Annotated in this window: 15 protein-coding genes; 10 read left to right on the forward strand and 5 right to left on the reverse strand. The window is 39.8% G+C overall.

Translation table 11 applies throughout. From position 1 onward, the window contains the following. Positions 1 to 92 precede the first annotated feature (92 nt). The 3 genes from FNLLGLLA_RS00980 to FNLLGLLA_RS00990 are packed head-to-tail and all read left to right on the forward strand — an operon-like array spanning position 93 to position 3,107. On the forward strand, positions 93 to 1,265 hold the full coding sequence (locus FNLLGLLA_RS00980; RefSeq protein WP_120055782.1) for an ABC transporter substrate-binding protein: 1,173 nt from the start codon (positions 93 to 95) through the stop codon (positions 1,263 to 1,265). Positions 1,266 to 1,281: 16 nt separating this feature from the next. Further along, positions 1,282 to 2,331 carry a FecCD family ABC transporter permease gene (locus FNLLGLLA_RS00985; RefSeq protein ID WP_004697920.1) on the forward strand — a complete coding sequence of 350 codons (1,050 nt, stop codon included), beginning with the start codon at positions 1,282 to 1,284 and terminating at the stop codon, positions 2,329 to 2,331. Next, entirely contained in the window at positions 2,328 to 3,107 is a 780-nt protein-coding gene (locus FNLLGLLA_RS00990) for an ABC transporter ATP-binding protein (RefSeq protein WP_004697955.1), read from the forward strand. Before FNLLGLLA_RS00985 ends, FNLLGLLA_RS00990 begins: the two co-directional genes overlap by 4 nt. A 186-nt stretch (positions 3,108 to 3,293) precedes the next feature. Here FNLLGLLA_RS00990 and FNLLGLLA_RS00995 read toward each other — a convergent pair whose 3' ends face one another. The 4 genes from FNLLGLLA_RS00995 to FNLLGLLA_RS01010 all read right to left on the reverse strand — a co-directional run bounded on the left by FNLLGLLA_RS00995 (position 3,294) and on the right by FNLLGLLA_RS01010 (position 7,172). Beyond that, complete coding sequence (locus FNLLGLLA_RS00995) at positions 3,294 to 4,394, reverse strand: metal ABC transporter permease (RefSeq protein WP_156697091.1); 1,101 nt, start codon at positions 4,392 to 4,394, stop codon at positions 3,294 to 3,296. Next, on the reverse strand, positions 4,391 to 5,356 hold the full coding sequence (locus tag FNLLGLLA_RS01000) for a metal ABC transporter permease (RefSeq protein ID WP_156697092.1): 966 nt from the start codon (positions 5,354 to 5,356) through the stop codon (positions 4,391 to 4,393). Before FNLLGLLA_RS01000 ends, FNLLGLLA_RS00995 begins: the two co-directional genes overlap by 4 nt. Continuing rightward, a complete protein-coding gene (locus tag FNLLGLLA_RS01005) occupies positions 5,353 to 6,084 on the reverse strand; it encodes a metal ABC transporter ATP-binding protein (protein ID WP_156697093.1) in 732 nt (243 codons plus the stop codon). Before FNLLGLLA_RS01005 ends, FNLLGLLA_RS01000 begins: the two co-directional genes overlap by 4 nt. Positions 6,085 to 6,230: 146 nt before the next feature. Next, a complete protein-coding gene (locus tag FNLLGLLA_RS01010) occupies positions 6,231 to 7,172 on the reverse strand; it encodes a metal ABC transporter solute-binding protein, Zn/Mn family (protein ID WP_004694058.1) in 942 nt (313 codons plus the stop codon). Between the two features lie 463 nt (positions 7,173 to 7,635). Between FNLLGLLA_RS01010 and FNLLGLLA_RS01015 the strand changes: the two genes are divergently transcribed. The 6 genes from FNLLGLLA_RS01015 to cooS all read left to right on the forward strand — a co-directional run bounded on the left by FNLLGLLA_RS01015 (position 7,636) and on the right by cooS (position 15,778). Beyond that, on the forward strand, positions 7,636 to 8,013 hold the full coding sequence (locus FNLLGLLA_RS01015; protein ID WP_004694057.1) for an energy transducer TonB: 378 nt from the start codon (positions 7,636 to 7,638) through the stop codon (positions 8,011 to 8,013). Positions 8,014 to 8,023: 10 nt separating this feature from the next. Next, complete coding sequence (locus FNLLGLLA_RS01020) at positions 8,024 to 8,371, forward strand: energy transducer TonB (RefSeq protein WP_004697914.1); 348 nt, start codon at positions 8,024 to 8,026, stop codon at positions 8,369 to 8,371. Positions 8,372 to 8,599: 228 nt separating this feature from the next. Further along, the gene (locus FNLLGLLA_RS01025; protein ID WP_156697094.1) at positions 8,600 to 10,216 is read left to right on the forward strand and encodes a PAS domain-containing protein; all 1,617 of its coding nucleotides are present in this window, start codon (positions 8,600 to 8,602) and stop codon (positions 10,214 to 10,216) included. Between the two features lie 251 nt (positions 10,217 to 10,467). Then, on the forward strand, positions 10,468 to 12,096 hold the full coding sequence (locus FNLLGLLA_RS01030) for a phosphoenolpyruvate carboxykinase (ATP) (RefSeq protein ID WP_156697095.1): 1,629 nt from the start codon (positions 10,468 to 10,470) through the stop codon (positions 12,094 to 12,096). A 231-nt stretch (positions 12,097 to 12,327) separates the two neighbouring features. Beyond that, positions 12,328 to 13,233 carry a LysR family transcriptional regulator gene (locus FNLLGLLA_RS01035; protein ID WP_004697697.1) on the forward strand — a complete coding sequence of 302 codons (906 nt, stop codon included), beginning with the start codon at positions 12,328 to 12,330 and terminating at the stop codon, positions 13,231 to 13,233. Between the two features lie 409 nt (positions 13,234 to 13,642). Further along, positions 13,643 to 15,778 carry an anaerobic carbon-monoxide dehydrogenase catalytic subunit gene (gene cooS, locus FNLLGLLA_RS01040; RefSeq protein ID WP_156697096.1) on the forward strand — a complete coding sequence of 712 codons (2,136 nt, stop codon included), beginning with the start codon at positions 13,643 to 13,645 and terminating at the stop codon, positions 15,776 to 15,778. A 169-nt stretch (positions 15,779 to 15,947) separates the two neighbouring features. On the opposite strand, the gene FNLLGLLA_RS01045 is transcribed toward cooS, so the two are convergent. Continuing rightward, positions 15,948 to 16,733 (reverse strand): MBL fold metallo-hydrolase, encoded by a 786-nt coding sequence (locus tag FNLLGLLA_RS01045; protein WP_156697097.1) that lies wholly within the window; start codon positions 16,731 to 16,733, stop codon positions 15,948 to 15,950. Between the two features lie 161 nt (positions 16,734 to 16,894). Here FNLLGLLA_RS01045 and FNLLGLLA_RS01050 point away from each other — a divergent pair, with 161 nt between their 5' ends. After that, complete coding sequence (locus tag FNLLGLLA_RS01050; RefSeq protein WP_156697098.1) at positions 16,895 to 17,494, forward strand: TetR/AcrR family transcriptional regulator; 600 nt, start codon at positions 16,895 to 16,897, stop codon at positions 17,492 to 17,494. Positions 17,495 to 17,621: the final 127 nt, after the last annotated feature.

A 17,621-nucleotide genomic window follows, 5' to 3' on the forward strand; every position in this document is an offset into this window, starting at 1 on the left:
TGTGTTTATAGGGATTGATTGACCGAGGTTCTGAAAGTTATTTTCTGATGTTATCATTTGAAATTATTGTGTTTTAGATATGAGGTGCTTTTATGGTTAAGAAAAAGAAATTTATGGCCTATCTTGCCACGGTGCTCCTGCTAGTTGTGAGCATGATTATGACAGCTTGTGGTGGTCCAGCAGATACGAAAAAGGATGCGGCACAATCTGGCAAACAAATTGAGATTACAGACGTAACTGGTCAAAAGGTTACGTTGAAAAAACCAGCAGAACGCGTAGTAGTTCAATTGAGTGCTTCTGGTGGTGCGTTCTTGACTATGGCTGCGTTGCAAGGCAAAGATGTGGCTAAGACTATTGTTGGTATTGACCCTTATTTAAGCAAATTGCGTACAGATATGTGGGATCGCTACAAATCTGAAGTGCCAGAGTTGGAAAAAATTCCTCTCATTGGTAACGTAAATGATAAAACATTTGATGTGGAAAAAGTAATTTCCTTAAACCCAGATGTTATTTTCATGCCTTTATATTTCAAAGATCAATATGAAGCTGATTACAAACCTAAAATTGATGCAGCTGGCATCCCTACTATCTATATCGATTATCATGCGGAAAAGCTTGAAAATCACCAAAAATCTATCGAAGCTATCGGTAAAGCATTGGGTAAAGAGGAGCGTGCAGCAGAAATCAACAAGTTCTATACTGACCGTTTAACAAGAGTTATGGACCGCATTAGCAAAATTAATAAACCAAAACCAACTGTTTACATTGAAACAGGTAACGAAGGTCCAGAAGGTTTAGGTTTTGCGTATAGTGGAAACGTAGCATGGGGCGCATTGGCAACGCAAGTTGGTGGCGACCTTATTACAAAAGATGTAGTTCAAAAAGCAGGTCCTGTTAACCCAGAATTTATTTTGGAAAGAAATCCAGATATCATCATGATCATCGGTTCTTATTGGCCTAAGAAACCTACATCCATGCGTTTAGGCTTTGATACAAATGAAGCAAAATCTCAAGAGTTATTGAAAGCTTTCACCACAGAACGTCAAGGCTGGCCTGAATTGAAAGCCGTTCAATCTAAAAACGTATTCTCTACTCACCATGGTTTACCTCGTGAAGTATATGACGTTGCAGTATTCGAATACTTAGCTAAAACATTCTATCCTGAGGAATTCAAGGATGTAGATCCTGAAGGCACACTTAAGGAATTCTATGATAAATTCCTTCCATTCTCTTACGGTGGCGTTTGGTTTATGCATTTGAACTAAAAAGGAGTTTTTCGTAGTGACAGAAACTAACAATCAGTACGATTATAAGAAACAGAGCTATAAAAAGCTCATGTTTATTATCATTGGTCTGATCATTTGTGCGGTAAGTTTTGTTACCGATATTATTGTAGGTCCTGCATCACTCACCTTGAGTGATGTATGGCTCGCATTAACAGACCCAGCAGAGGTTTCCAAAAACGCATATGTTATCATTTGGTCGATTCGTCTTCCGACGGCCATTATGGCATTGCTCGTAGGTGCTTCCTTGGGCATTGCTGGTGCTGGCATGCAGACTATCCTTGATAACCCGTTATCTAGCCCGTATACACTTGGTATATCCGCAGGGGCTGGCTTCGGTGCATCTCTTATGGTTGTTGTAGGCGCTAGTGCATTAGAGTTTTTAGGTGTCTTTATGGTTCCATTTGGCGCCTTTGTATTTGCTAGTTTGACGAGTTTCTTTATCTATTCCATCAATAAGATTAAGAATTTTTCCTCTGAAACGATGATTCTCGCTGGTATCGGCATGATGTTCTTGTTCCAAGCGCTTCAATCCTTGATGCAATATATGGCATCTCCTGAGGCCCTTCAAAACATCGTGTTCTGGACTATGGGGAGTTTAGCTAAGGCAAATTGGGTGAACATCTCTATTGTTCTTATCGTGCTAGCAATCATGCTTCCGCTTATGATGCGTGAATCTTGGCGTTTAACAGCATTAAAATTAGGCGATGAAAAGGCTTCTGGTCTTGGTGTTAATGTTGAAAGCTTACGAGTAAAAGTGTTTGCTTTCATCTCCATCATTACAGCCGTTGCTGTTTCTTTCGTTGGAACCATTGGTTTTATCGGTATTGTAGGACCACATATTGCACGTATGCTTGTGGGTGAGGATCAACGGTATTTCTTGCCGTTATCTGCAGTGTGTGGCATGGCGATTTTGTCTCTCGCATCTATTGCGAGTAAGATGCTCGTTCCTGGGGCGATGTTCCCAATCGGTATTGTGACGGCAATCATCGGTGTACCTTTCTTCTTCTCGTTGGTATTAACTAGGAAAAGGAGCTATTTCAAATGATTGAAGTTCATAATCTAACCTTTGGTTATTCCGCTACGGAAGACAGACAAATCTTAAAGGGCGTTGATTTTGCTGCCAAAACAGGTAAATTGACTGCGCTCATTGGTACTAACGGTGCTGGTAAATCTACACTTTTAAAAACAATTATGGGTATCTTGAAAGGCAAGGGCGAGATTTCCGTTAATGGTAAACCTGTATCTCAATATTCTACAAAGGATTTTAGCAGTACAGTCAGCTATTTGTCTCAAGATAATGACTGTAAAGTCAATCTATCTGTTTTTGAAGTCGTTATGCTAGGGCGCATGGGATCCATGTCATTCCGTGTAAGTGATGAGGATATTGCAGCCACACAAGAGGTATTGGAACGGTTGAACTTACAGGGCTTTGCATCGCGCAGCATCATGGAGCTCAGCGGTGGTCAACGCCAACTTGTGTTCATGGCGCAAGCCCTTGTAAAAGAACCTAAAATCCTAATTCTTGATGAACCGACAAGTGCTTTAGATTTACACAAGCAATTTGACTTGTTAACATTGCTAAAAAATCTGACTCAAGAAAATGATTTTACAACGCTCGTAACATTGCATCATCTTGATTTGGCGGCTATGTTCGCAGATGAAATCATCGTGCTTAAAGAGGGTACAGTATACGCTCAAGGCGCGCCGAAAGACATCTTTACAGAAGCCATGATGGAAGATGTATATCGTGTTAAAACGAAAATTTATATGGATGACAATGGGCTACCTCATGTTATTCCATTAGAAGCTATTATTAATTAATAGGATTCTTTGTGATTGCGTTGAGCTTATTATAGTGTTGGTACTATCTGTTATAGATAGTCATTGACGTGAATCCAGTTATTAATAGGATGTAAGACTATTAGTTAAAAATAAAAGAGGCTGAAATCTTTGCAGAGCAGCATTGATTTCAGCTTCTTTTTGTTGGGAAAAGTATTGGTATTGTATTTAAATAATCTCTTTAACCTGTGCTATACCCTTATCAGTAAGCACGTAGTGTCCATTTGTCACATATAATAGACCTTGTTTCTTTAGCTGTGAAGCAGCTTGATGAGTATAATCAGGCCTCCAGTTCAAATGCTCATGAATGGTACCGATGCCGTTTTCAACGTGCGCGATAGGTGTATCCATATGTGTATAAATATGGCATAGCATCATCGTTTCCCGATAGTGGCGACGTAAGTGACGTTGACGACGGTATGTGGCGATATAGCCTGTCTTCGGTGTTGCGATAACAGCGATAATCAGTGCGATACCGATGGTGGTTGCAATAGAACCCGCGATGGATACGTCCATGGTGAAAGCTACTTCCGTACCAATGACAGCACAGATAATACCGATGATGATACTGCTAGTAAGCATGGCTTTCACAGAGTCCGTCCATAAATAAGCGATGACCGCAGGCCCAATCATAAGGCCGATGACGAGAATGGCGCCTACCGCTTGGAACGAGGCCACAACGGTGAGGGATACCATGGTCATCAGCACGTAGTGGATGAGGGCTGGCATAAAACCGAAGAGTCCCGCTAGTAGCGGATCAAAGGTGGAGAGTTGCAATTCCTTGTAGAACAGCATGACTAATATTAAATTGATGATCGCCACGCCTAGAGAAATCCATAGCGATACAGGCCCCAAGTCGGTGCCGTTCACAATCCATCGATCAAAGGGGGCAAAGGCTATTTCGCCGAGTAATGCGGTATCTACATCGAGATGAGCGTTACCGCTGTATAGGCTGACTAGAATGATGGCGATAGAGAATAGAAGCGGGAAGATGATGCCGATAGACGCATCTTCGTTGACAAGCCCCGTATTGTGTATCATTTCTGTAAGCCATACGGTGCCTACACCAACTAAGGTAGCCCCGACGAGTAGAAATGGAGAGTTTAAATCTTCCGTCATAAAGAAAGCGAGCACGATGCCGAGGAATACGGTGTGCGTAATGGCATCGGCCATCATGGACATGCGACGCAATACGAGGAAGACCCCAGGGATGGCACATGCGATGGATACCGCAATGGCAATGAGCAATATCTCTGTATGAACTGTCATGGGGCACCTCCTATGCGAGGTTGTGCGTCCTCTGCTACGTAAATACTTTGCTGTGCCTTGGATTTGGAATCCCTTGTGGTTTCTAACAATAATGCGTGCTTTGACTGTCTATTTTTGCGGAACTGCCACAGCATACCTCGGTTAGGAGCAAAGATGAGACTCAATAATACGAGAATCGATAAAATGACGATGATAGCTGGACCTGTCGGTAATTTTGGGACCGATGTACTCCAGATAGTACCGCCGATGGCGGATATCATGCCAAATAATCCTGCTAATATACACATGGTGCCCAGTTTATTCGTCCACTGTCTTGCCCCAACGGCGGGTGCAATGAGGAGAGAGCTAATCAAGATAGCCCCTACCGATTGAATACCGATGATGATGGTCATGATCAATAATGAACGATATAAAATAAGGGTGAAAGTGACGGGAATTTGTAGTGTTTTGGCGTATTCCACATCGAAGGAGATGAGCTTTAACTCCTTCCAGAATAATGCGGTTAATACGATGATGATGAGCGCCGCTGCAGATGTGATGTACACATCGCGCGCTAATATGGTGGCTGCCTGTCCAAATATAAATTTTGAAAGCCCTGCTTGACCAGCATTGTTTAAGCTTTGTACATAGGTGAGCAATACCATACCAAGCCCAAAGAAAGCGGAGAGTATGGTCGCTAAAGCGCCATCAAATTTGATTTTGCTGTTTTCTACGGTGATGGTAATGAGCCAAGCCGCAGTGATAGAGGATAGGGCAGCACCTGCGATGAGAACTTCGATGTCCTTGATGCCCGTCAGCAAGAAGGCAATGACCACACCGGGTAGTGCCGCATGAGATAGGCCGTCACCGATGAGGCTTTCCTTGCGAAGTACCGCAAAGGTACCAGCGATACCGCTAGCGAGGCCTAATAATGCCGTGCCGAGCAGTACCATTTGCGTCGTATAGGATTGGAGTATGGTCATACAATCCTCCCCTTGCCGTAAGTGCGCTCAATAGCTTCGTCCGTAAATGTATCTGCTACGGGTCCATAGGCGACAGTTTGTTTGTTTACCATCGTTACCCAATCGAAATATTGGGGCACCGTATTTAAATCGTGGTGGACGACGATAACCGTTTTGCCTCGAGCTTTCATTTCTTGTAAAAGCGAAATAATAGCATGTTCTGTTGTTTTATCGACGCCCTTGAATGGTTCGTCCATGAGGTAAATATCTGCCTCTTGGACGAGAGCTCTTGCGAGGAAGACGCGTTGTTGTTGTCCCCCTGAAAGCTGGCGAATTTGTCTATCCACATAGTCGCTCATGCCCATTTTTTCAATCATGGAGAGGGCGAGTTCCTTATCCTTTTTGCTAGGTCGCTTGAACCAACCTAGATGACCATAACGACCCATGAGTACTACATCTAGTACGGTAGTGGGAAAGTCCCAGTCTACGCTACCACTTTGAGGGACATAGGCGATTTTTTTGTAATCGTTTATGTCCATTGCTAAGTGGTGATCGATATAAAATTTTACACTTCCTGAGATAACTGTTAGTAGGCCGAGCATGGCCTTTAATAATGTGGACTTACCGGCACCATTAGGGCCGACAATGGCCGCTAAGGAACCGATGGGTACCTTCATATCTACGTCCCATAATACGGGTTTTGTCGTATATGCTACGGTCATATCTTCAACTTCAACGGCCCATTCCATGGAAACCTCCTTGTATTAATGAGTGCCACTAGCAGAAAGTTGCTAGTAGCACTTGTACTTACAATAACAAAGTAAACTTAAGTTAATCTAATTTAGTATAAGTAAATTTACTTTGTTGTATTTAATTAAGAAATTCTAATAAATGATTATTTAAGTGCTTTGGTAATTGTATCAATATTAGCTTTCACCATACCGATATATGTGCCACCCTCAGTACCTTCAGAACCGAGAGAGTCGGAATATAATTCGCCACCGATGGCAACATTCCAGCCTTTAGCCTTAGCTGCTTCTTGAACGGCTTCAATTGTTTTATGTGGTACAGAAGACTCTACGAAAATCGCTTTAATTTTGTGGTCTACGATATATTGAACCAGTTCATTCACATCTTGTGTGCCTGCTTCTGTAGCAGTGCTTACACCTTGCAAACCTTTTACTTCAAAGCCGTATGCGCGAGCGAAGTATTGGAATGCATCATGAGCTGTTACAAGTACGCGAGATTCTTTCGGAATAGATTCTGCTTGAGCTTTAACGTACGCATCAGTTTCATCTAACTTAGTAAGATATGCGTCATAGCGTTTTTTGTAATCTTCTTTATGAGCCGGATCGGCTTTAGCAAGACCTTCGTATACTGCTTTTGCTGCCAGCTTCCAGTTAGCAACGTCAAACCAAATATGAGGGTCTTTTGTTTTTACACCATCTTCTTCGTCAAAGTCGAGCAATGTAGATGGATCAATGGCATCAGATACGCGGATGGTCGCTTTATTTTGCTTTGTTAGATTATCGAAAATGGAGCCCATTTTACCTTCCAAGTGAATGCCGTTGTATACTACAACATCCGCCTTAGACATAGCTGTTACATCGCCTGCACTCGCTTGATATAGGTGAGGGTCTACACCTGGGCCCATGAGACCTTGAACGGTTACATGGTCACCGCCGATTTCTTTTACTAAATCCGTTAACATCGTCGTTGTAGCTACGACATTAAGTTTTTTCTGACTATCTTGGGCTGTGTCTTTTCCGCAGCCTGCAAGGGCAAATACTATAAGTGCTAATGATACGACGACTAATAAAATTCGATTAAATTTCATAATAAGTCTCCTTTTTATAGATACTAAATTTAAAAACATTAATGACTTTGTTTGAGGGACATATTTTGTTCTAATAATGAAATAATTTGAAGAAGGAAAATATCTCTCTGAATTTAAACGGAAAACTAGCCGCTACTAACGTAGCGGCTAGTGGCAGTTATACGGTCTTCTGCTAAGGTCAAAATAATCTAGGGAATAAGTGCTTGTAGATGGTTAGGCCCAACGAGGGCAACAATACCAAGTACCATCATGACCTTCATTTGAATACGCTTTCTACGTCTCATGATGAACCTCCTTTGTGTAGTTTTTTGTCATATCAACTAGATATGTGAGTCCGGACAGTTATCTTGAATTCAATATATCATAAATGAGAAATTTTATCAATAAGAATTTATTCTTTTAATATTCATCTTTATTTAGTATGATATTATGCATAGACAAAAGGTTAATAAGGAGGCTTCTTATGAATAAATTATTCCGATACGCTGCTGCAGGTGTACTTGTTGCATCTTTTGGCATGGTAAGTGATTATACAGCCGATGCGGCGAAGTTTTTAGAATCTCCACGTGAGGTTACTATTGTAAAACCTGAGTTGCCTGAGATTCCTAAAACCGCTACGGTAGCGCCTGATATGCGCGTACGCTTCTTGATTGATAAAAAAGGTAATGTTAAAAATGTTTTCGTTGAGCGTTCTTCTGGCTATGCTCCAGTTGACGAAGCAGTAAAAAAAGCAATTTTACAGTGGAAATTCACACCTGCTATTGGCACAGATCAAAAGGCACACGAATCCATTATTGGGATGACAATTACTCTGCCTAAGCAAGCTGTGAAAGCTAAATAAGGAGAAAACGATGAATAAAGTGTTGCGTTGTATTATATTAAGTTCATTGTTTGTAATGAGTATGGTAGCTTCTGTGTTGGCAGCTCCATACGACCCACCAGTAGCTATAGCTACACCACCTATTGACCGAGCACTGCTCGCTGCCTATGGTGAAGCAGCTCATGGTGCGGATATACGTTTTACCATCAAGGAAGATGGTTCTGTAGGGGACGTTGAAGTTGTTTCATCTAGTGGCTCTAGTGCTCTTGATGCGGCTATTGTAGATACTATTTCTAAATGGAGATTTAGTCCTGCTACAGATTCCAATGGTAAACCTGTAGCATCTTCTAAAACTGAATATATTGATTTTAAAAACTAATCAAAATCACTCATACAGAACTGCACCCAAAAAATTGGACACAATTTCGAGGTGCAGTTTTTGCATGCCAAAATATTCTAAAAAATAAAGTAAGGTTATTCATTTTCATAATATTGGATTCGTAAATCTTAAAAATTAATCAAAATTGTATCTGTAGCAACTGAAAATTACTTTCAAAATGATATAATAAAACTGTAATAATAAATTAGCCCGTGGAGGTATAAGCATATGAATCCATTAAAACAAAAGCTAGATATTAATAATGAACGTTACAGAATTATCGTGTCCATTAAAGAAGATTATTTGGATGGTAAATTGTCCTTAGAAGAGGGCAATCGCATTTTAAAAGAAAAATTAGGCACTTGTACACCTGATGAATTTGCCTATGCAGAGCAAAGCTTGAAAGGTGTTTACAAGGACGAAGAAATCCTAGAGAAAATGGATGATCTCTTAGAATTATTTGATGGCGTTTTGGTGCGTGCCGAAAATGAGTACCCTGAAAATCATCCGTTATGGGCATACTTGGAAGAAATTAACGCTGTTGAGAAGGTAGCACTAGAAGCGGATGAGTTATTAAAGCAAGAGAAGTTTATCAAAAATCCGTGGCTCGGCGTTTTTGATTCCTTAGCAGAGTGGAGAACACATCTGTCTCGTAAGCAAAATCAATTGTATCCAATGCTTGAGGACCACGGCTTTGACCGTCCAACGCGCATTATGTGGACCTTTGATGATGCTGTGCGCGATGCTATCTCTGCATCCTATGCATTGCTTCGGGAAGATAAGTATGAAGAATTCCTAGCGTCCGTACCAGAAACTTTGGCGAAATTACGGGATTTGAATTCTAAAGAACTAGAAGTCTTATTGCCAACGTCTTATAAATTGTTGAGTGACGAAGAGTTTGTGCGGATGAGTAAAAATGACCATGAAATTGGTTATGCTATCATCAATGCGCCAGGCTTATATGTAGTGCCAGGTATCAATGATTCTGCGGCACAATTGAATGGCAATAATTCAGCTCAAGGTGGTGCTGTATCTAACGAGTTCTTAAATGATTTAGCCGGCTTGCTATCTAAATATGTAGGTCCTGTTGGAGGTGCGCCCGTTGGTAAGGACGCAGTCCTCGATGTAGCAACGGGTAAATTGACATTAGAGCAAATTAATTTGTTGTTCCGTCATTTACCGGTAGATTTATCCTATGTAGATGAAAATGAACTAGTTAAGTTCTACAGCGATACGGCACATCGTATTTTCCCTCGCAGTGCGAACGTTATCGGCCGTGAGGTGAAGAATTGTCACCCAGCAAAATCTGTTCATATAGTAGAAGAAATCGTAGAGAAGTTCCGTTCTGGCGAACAAAGCCAAGCGGAATTCTGGATCAATAAACCAGGCTTGTTCATCTATGTTATCTACACCGCAGTACGCGATGAAAATGGTAAATTCCGCGGCGTATTGGAAATGATGCAAGACTGTACTCATATCCGTGAACTGGAGGGTTCCCGTACATTGTTGACTTGGGATAAAACTGATTTTGTAGGCGATGGTGGTAAAGAAAAATCCTTGGCTCAAGAGGCAGCAGAAGAGGTAGAAGAAGAACCATTAACAACTGATGCAAATGGTCGATTCCATATCGATGCAAAAACAACATTGTCAAATCTAATTAAACAATGCCCGGATATTGTAGATCATTTGATTTCTTTAAATCCTAAATTTGAGAAATTAAAAACACCTATGGTAAAAGTAATGGCTAAGGTGGCAACAATCAAGATGATGGCAGAACGCGGCGATTTTGAGGTAGATGATCTAATTAGCAAAATCGATGCATTTATCAATAAAGATAAGAAATAATTGTACTTTTAAACCTTGAAAAGAGACGAGGACTTTGGACCTCGTCTCTTTTATCTGGCCAAATGTGTTGCACTAATTCGAAATAAACATACATTAATTTCCTATAAATCATCTGTTTTATGTATACAAATTTGATTGAACAGGGTAAAATAGAAAATAATGAAAGTATTTGCCTAAGCAGTGTTTTCATATACAACATTACTTTTACAAGAGAAATTACTAATATATTAAAAGGTGAGGATCTAGATACTATGTCTACAAGACGCGTTTGGAAGCAAAGTGAAATCAAAACAAATCCATTATTTTCTATGATGCGCAGTACAATTGAAACTGCATTCTATGGGAACAATGTAACTCCTGTAACATCTGTGGCACAAGCGTATCAATTAGCCTCTGAAGAGCCAGGTGTTATCGTCCTCGATATGCCGGTATTTAAACCATTAGAACAAGGCTTGCCAGCTGATGCAAAGGTCCTTGTTACAAATGATGGTAAAACTACAGGTCGTTATGCTAAAGCTCGTCGTATTATTGGAGACGAGGGTATCGATGAAGTTGAACTCGCGAATATTGCACGTGATGCAGTATATGATAGCCGTAGTAAAGAGTGGATTTCTGCAGAATCTATCGTTGGTCTTGATAAAAAATTCACAGCTCGTGCTCATTTGATGATTCCAAAAGATCACGCGTCTATTTTGTATTCTTGGCTCATGAACTTCAAGTTCTTTGATGCAGCTGTAAAAGAATTCTACAATGACAGTGTAGAGATCCCAGAAGGCGACATCTATATTTACTCTGATCCTGACTATGTTGTACCAGGTCATCCAGGCGGTCTTGCTATTTTTGACCCTGCGCATAACTGTGCTATGATTCTTGGTATGCGCTACTTTGGAGAGCATAAAAAAGGTACACTTACACTTGCGTGGTCCTTGGCAAATCGTTTCGACTATGTTGCTTGCCACGGTGGCATGAAACGTTACAACCTTGAAGGTGGTAAATCTTACACTATCGGTGTATTCGGTTTATCTGGTTCCGGTAAATCCACATTGACTCATGAAAAACATGATGGTCGTTATGATATCTCTATCCTGCATGACGATGCATATATCATCAATACTGAGGATTTGAGTTCTATTGCTCTTGAACCTACGTACTTCGATAAAATGCAAGATTATCCTGTGGAACATCCTGCTAACGAATTCTTGTTGACGCTACAAAATGTAGGTGTAACGATGGATGAGGATGGACGTAAGGTTGTACTGGCCGAAGATGTGCGAAACAGCAATGGTCGTGCTATTAAATCTCAATTCTGGACAGATAACCGCGTAAACTACGTAGGTGAACCTGTTAATGCCATAGTATGGCTTATGAAAGATAAAACATTGCCACCAATCCTTAAGATTTCCGATCCTGTATTGGCTTCTACAATGGGGGCAACCCTTGCGACTCGTCGTTCTACAGCAGAAAAACTTGATGCTCACGTCGATCCAAATGCGCTTGTTATCGAACCATATGCAAATCCATTCCGTACATATCCATTGGTTCGTGACTATGAAAGTTATAAAAAATTATTCTCTAAATGTGGTGTAGAGTGCTATATCATGAACACCGGCTTCTTCTTGGAAAATAAAATTCCTAAAGAAGTTACTCTCGATTTGTTAGAGCGTTTAGTAGAAGGTACATTAGAATTTAAACCGTTCTGTGAATACGAAAATCTTTCTTATGTAGAGGTTCCTGGTTTTGAACCTCCATTCGAAGTACGCGAGTATCATCACCAATTGCACCAAGCTTTTGAGTTCCGCTATGATTATGTAGAAAAACTTAAAGGTCATAAAAACGAATTACCTCAAGAAGTATTGGATGTACTTAAATCTTTAATGTAATCTAAAAATTAAAAAGGGCTGTAATAGAATGCGGTTTTACCGCATACTATATGTAGTTCGTTTAACTTATAAGACATACCAAGAAATTTAGGTTTGTAAGGCACTAAATTTCTTGGTATTTTTTTATTTTCCCCATGTATATGTAACGTATATTTTAGTAATATATAGTTATAATAGAAATAATGTTTTATTATAAGACTTGTATATGTACATAGTTATAAGGACTCGTATATGGACATAAAAGACATTAAATATATTAGTACCATCGTTGAGATGGCATCATTTTCTAAGGCATCTAAAAAGTTATATATTTCTCAGCCGGCGTTGAGTCAGGGAATTCGTCGCATTGAAGCAGAGCTAGGAGTTACGTTGTTTGTTCGTGATCGTACAAAAGTCGTGCCAACGGCTGCGGCGTTACAAATTGCAAAAGAGGGCATGCCGTTAGTTTTAAAGGCGGAGGCTTTAACGCAATCTATCATTAATCAAGGCACAGATGTAGCCTATCATGTGCGTATCGGCTTGTCTCAATTTTATGGACATCATATGCTCGGGAAAACATTGAAAAGCTTTCAACAGATTGAACCGTCTTGGGAGTTCCATGTTGTAGAGGGTGAATCTCACTTCTTGGAACAGCAAATTTGTGATGGTTTAGTAGATGTAGGGTTATTCCCAACGCCGATTTATTCTCAGGATCTTGAAAGTTATCCCGTTTTAGATGAGCAGATTTTATTGGCCATTAGTGTGGAAAATAAGAAGGCTATAGCCATTGCAGATTCTCTCATGACTGGTGATGGAATTCGAGAAATTGCACCCTTTGGAGCATTTCCGTTTATTTTGCTAAGAGAAGGACTCAAATTACGGACGTTGGTAAACCGTTTATGCCAAGCGGAATGCTTTGTGCCCAAAGCCGTCATTGGCTCTGAAACTCTAGATTCATGCCGGTCCTTGGTAGAAGATGATTATGGTATTACATTCTTGCCGAGCACGCTCAATAGCAAGGGGGATGACGATAAGGTTAAATTCTATCCTCTTGCATCGAAACTTTGTTTCCGCCAATTAGTTCTTGTGGCAAGGTCTGATCGGGCAAAACGTTTCCATTTATCTGAAGTAGCACATATCATGCAGCAATTTTTGTAGTGCATAGGTATAAAGATATTTAGGTGGCATATCCTGAGGGGAGGATCATATTAATAAATTAATAATTAATACATAAATTAATACGTAAATCAATCAATTAATCAATAAAATAAAGAGACTAATTCCTGTAAAGTTTAGGAATTAGTCTCTTTTTATTTATGAAAAGAAACTGAAAAAATCGAATTTAATAAATATAGTAATTATCATATTCTTAGATATAGATGCGTCAAAAATTTCTCAAATTTTAATTGACAAATGTCTTTTCAGAAAATATACTTAAAGTGATTTAAAACATATTTAGGAGATAGGACTTAAAACCCATCATTGTAGTGGATTTAAAGTGAATTAAAAGTAGAATATGTTTTTTGTTTTTATTGGTTGGCCTATGTAGGCCCCTAGGAGGTTTCAAATGAGTAAAGATGTGGAAAATAAAAATACCCATGAACACAATCATGGTGAACAACATGGTCACGACCATAATCATGAACATCATTGCCACTGTGGCGGTCATGATGATCATGGTCACGACCATAGTCATGCAAAGGCTCTTCCGACGGATAAATGGGTGCCACACACTCATGAACCAGGGGTACCTCATGAACATGGTGTAAATGACTACATGAAAGCTGTTGCTGAGTATCGTAAAACATGGCCTACAAAACAAGATGTAATTGAACAAACACCAGATCCTGCTGTGCGTGAAATGATTCTTCGTATGGAGCAAATCGGTTGTGATACGGTATTTGACCGCTTTGATAAACAACAACCACAATGTACATTTGGTATTGCTGGTATATGTTGTCGTATCTGTTTCATGGGCCCTTGTAAAATTACACCTAAGAGTCCTCGTGGTGTCTGCGGTGCGGATGCTGACCTCATCGTAGCTCGTAATATGACACGTGCTGCTGCAGGTGGTTTGACTCAACATGGTGCACATGCTCGTGAAATCTTGATTTCTTTGAAAGCTGCTGCTAATGACCAATTGGACATTCCAATTTTAGGGGAAGAAAAAATCCGTACTGTATGTAAGGCTTTCAACATCCCTGAAGAAGGTCGTTCCTTGAAAGAAGTGGCTAATGATTTAGCAGATGTATTGCTCGAAGATTTGAGCCGTGCATTGCCAGGTGAATATAAAACAATTACAGCTATGGCTCCTGCAGAGCGTCGCGAAGTTTGGAAAAACTTGGATATCTTGCCTGTTTCCGCATACAATGAAGCCTTTGATGCATATCATCGTACAACCGTAGGTACAGATGGCGATTGGGAAAGCAATATGAAACAATTCTTGCGTTGTGGTCTTGCTTTCACATTCACAGGCGTAGTGGCAGCGGATATCGCAACAGATGCATTGTTCGGGCAAGGTGGTCGTCGTACTTCCAAAGTTAACATTGGTGCCTTGAAAAAAGGGTATGTTAACATCGCTGTTCATGGTCACTTGCCAACATTAGTATCTCAAATTTGTACAATTGGTGCCTCTGAAGAGTATTTAGAAAAAGCGAAAGCTATCGGTGCCAAAGGCATCCAATTCTATGGTATTTGTTGCTCTGGCTTGTCCAGCATGTACCGCTACGAAAACGTTATTCCGTTGTGTAATGCTATCGGTGCGGAACTTGTACTTGGTACTGGCGCACTCGATTGCTGGGTAGCTGACGTTCAAGACGTTTACCCTGCTATTATGGACGTAGCACGTTGCTTCAACACAAAAGTTATCACTACATCTGATGCAGCTCGTTTACCAGGTGCAGAACATATCGGCTACGACCACCATCACACTAACTTGGCTGAAACAAAAGAATTGGCTCGCAAAATCTTGGATCGCGCTCTTGAAGCTCATGAATTGCGCAAGGGTATGCCTGTATTCATTCCGCCATATGAAATTACTGCAGAAGTTGGTTTCTCTCCAGAATCTACTGTTAAACATTATGGTTCCTTCAAACCATTGGCAGAGGCTTTAAAATCTGGTAAAGTTCGCGGTATCGTTAATGTAGTAGGTTGTTCAAACCCTCGTGTTATCTACGAAAAAGCAACTGTAGATATTGTTGATACACTTATTAAAAATGGCTGTATCATCCTTACAAACGGTTGTGCATCCTTCCCATTGATGAAACTTGGCTATTGTAATACAGATGCTAACAAGAAATGTAGCCCTGCATTGCAAGAGTTCTTGGGCGATGATCAACCACCAGTATGGCATGTGGGTGAATGTGTAGATAATGCGCGTTCCTCCGGCATCTTCGGTGGTATTGCGGCAGAACTTGGTCTTAACTTACCTCAATTGCCATTTGCTATGTCTAGCCCAGAATGGTCAAACGAAAAAGGTATTGATGCATCCCTTGGCTTCCGCTTGATGGGGATTAACTCTTACCACTGCGTTGAGCCACCTACACAAGGCTCTGATGCCGTTACAAAATGGCTTAAAGAAGATACTAAGGATATCTTAGGCTCTGTTATGTATGTAAATACGGATCCTGCTAAAGTAGCTGAGAAAATCTTGGCAGATATCGATGAAAAACGTGCTGCTTTAGGTTGGGCTGAAGTAAAATAGTTTATCCTTTGGTAGATTATAATTTGTAGTTAAGTATAAAAACACCCTCTATAGATCTTATAGTTATTATGACTATTAGAATTAAGAGGGTGTTTTTTATTGTTTGTGGATAGATTTTTTACTAGTCTTGTATTAGCCGTAGTATAATGTACTAATTGTTTTAGACCTATTAAAGTGTGATGGTTTCACCATCTTCAGGCACTGCTACATGGCTTTCAATGTTGGTGCCTTTGATAAATTTGCGCACATCCTTACGACTTGTTGCAGTATGATTAACTGTATCCATGTGAACCGCAATAATTTTAGCCTCTGGTTTACGTACCACCATGCGGCCAATATCTTTTGTACCCATAATAATACTATCTTCAAAGCCTAAAATTTGAGCATATCCAGTGTTCATAATAATAACTTTAGGGTCGAAGCGAAGGAGGGCCTTCTCTACATCACTTGTCCAAACTGTATCGCCTACAAGGTACACAGTTGGTTCGTCTGCTGCTTCAAAAATAACGCCCATCGCATCGCCTGCTAATGGTGCGAGAACTGGATTGGCATACATTTCTACAGTGCCGTGTGAGCCACCTGTTTTTCTTAATGTGATACCATTAAACTCCAGACTTTCAAAAATGATGCGTACATCGATAAAGCCTTGTGAAGTAATAAGTTCTTTGTCCGCTGTATTTTGTACAAAAATAGGAAGTGATTTTGGAATAGAATTGATTGCCGTATCATCCCAATGATCGAGATGTGTATGTGTAACTACTACTGCAGTTACATTGCTTAATAAATCGTCCATTGATAGAGGTAAATCAACCATAGGCATTCTTTGTTGATAGTTAAATGTTCCTTCAAAGCCAGGATAAGTATCTTTTGGTGCTAAGAATGGATCAATAAGAAATGTTGTGTTTTTTATTGTTAATTTTCCCGTTGCATTTCGAATGTGAGTATATTGTGTCATAGTTATCTCCTTAATTGAAGTATTGTTGATTTAGTTGAATAGATTACTATTTGTAATCTCTAGAATTAGTGTACCTTATTTTGTTATACTAGTCTCAACAATAATTAACACTCTGTTTATTAATAGACACATTGTATAAAAGTGTCTATGTTGGAGGTTTTATGATAACTCGAAAAGAAATGACACGTAGGTTGTTAAAAGAAGGGTTGCTTAGCTGTCTAGAGAACCATTCTTTTGAGTCTGTAACAGTAACATTGTTGTGTAAAACGTCAGGTATAACTCGTTCTACTTTTTATTTACACTATAGTAATATTATGGAAATTGTTGATGATTTAGTGGATGATGCAATTGCTTATTCAAACCCAGGAATGGTAGATAATAATAATTTACAAACTATAGCTAAAACCTTATCAGCTGCTTCTGATTCTGTGTCATTGAGAGAAGCATACGATTCTATTTTTGATAGACTGCCGTTATGTCAGCGTATTATACGACATAAAAAGTATTTACCTTTATTTTTAGATGAACAAATTTCAGAATATGTATTACAACGCATTATACGGTGCGAAAAAGATCGGCAAGGACTCGTTATGGCAGAAGCACTTGGGATTTCATTTGATGTGGGTGTATCCGTTTTTGTATTTTTAGTACACGGACTATATGCTATTAATAAAGAATACAAGTGGTCTCAGAGCGATGAGTGGTTAGAAGCTCAGAAAATTATTTTTGAACTCGTTTATCGTGGTTTACAAAGTAAATAGTATTCATACTCGCTTATGTTTTAGTATTCTATGAAGTTTTTATACAACGAAAAAAGGACTCCATTTGGAGTCCTTTTTTCATGTAAGGGGAGTGTTAGTATTAATATCAAATGAATCATGTATTTAA

Source organism: Veillonella parvula, assembly GCF_902810435.1.
Classification (GTDB): Bacteria; Bacillota; Negativicutes; order Veillonellales; family Veillonellaceae; genus Veillonella.

Coding starts and splice junctions, on each gene's coding strand:
- FNLLGLLA_RS01035 (WP_004697697.1), top strand. CDS start 12,328: ATGGACATAAAAGACATTAAATATATTAGTACCATCGTTGAGATGGCA.
- FNLLGLLA_RS01050 (WP_156697098.1), top strand. CDS start 16,895: ATGATAACTCGAAAAGAAATGACACGTAGGTTGTTAAAAGAAGGGTTG.
- FNLLGLLA_RS01000 (WP_156697092.1), bottom strand. CDS start 5,356: ATGACCATACTCCAATCCTATACGACGCAAATGGTACTGCTCGGCACG.
- FNLLGLLA_RS01005 (WP_156697093.1), bottom strand. CDS start 6,084: ATGGAATGGGCCGTTGAAGTTGAAGATATGACCGTAGCATATACGACA.
- FNLLGLLA_RS01030 (WP_156697095.1), top strand. CDS start 10,468: ATGTCTACAAGACGCGTTTGGAAGCAAAGTGAAATCAAAACAAATCCA.
- FNLLGLLA_RS00995 (WP_156697091.1), bottom strand. CDS start 4,394: ATGACAGTTCATACAGAGATATTGCTCATTGCCATTGCGGTATCCATC.
- FNLLGLLA_RS01020 (WP_004697914.1), top strand. CDS start 8,024: ATGAATAAAGTGTTGCGTTGTATTATATTAAGTTCATTGTTTGTAATG.
- FNLLGLLA_RS00980 (WP_120055782.1), top strand. CDS start 93: ATGGTTAAGAAAAAGAAATTTATGGCCTATCTTGCCACGGTGCTCCTG.
- FNLLGLLA_RS01045 (WP_156697097.1), bottom strand. CDS start 16,733: ATGACACAATATACTCACATTCGAAATGCAACGGGAAAATTAACAATA.
- FNLLGLLA_RS00990 (WP_004697955.1), top strand. CDS start 2,328: ATGATTGAAGTTCATAATCTAACCTTTGGTTATTCCGCTACGGAAGAC.
- cooS (WP_156697096.1), top strand. CDS start 13,643: ATGAGTAAAGATGTGGAAAATAAAAATACCCATGAACACAATCATGGT.
- FNLLGLLA_RS01015 (WP_004694057.1), top strand. CDS start 7,636: ATGAATAAATTATTCCGATACGCTGCTGCAGGTGTACTTGTTGCATCT.
- FNLLGLLA_RS01010 (WP_004694058.1), bottom strand. CDS start 7,172: ATGAAATTTAATCGAATTTTATTAGTCGTCGTATCATTAGCACTTATA.
- FNLLGLLA_RS01025 (WP_156697094.1), top strand. CDS start 8,600: ATGAATCCATTAAAACAAAAGCTAGATATTAATAATGAACGTTACAGA.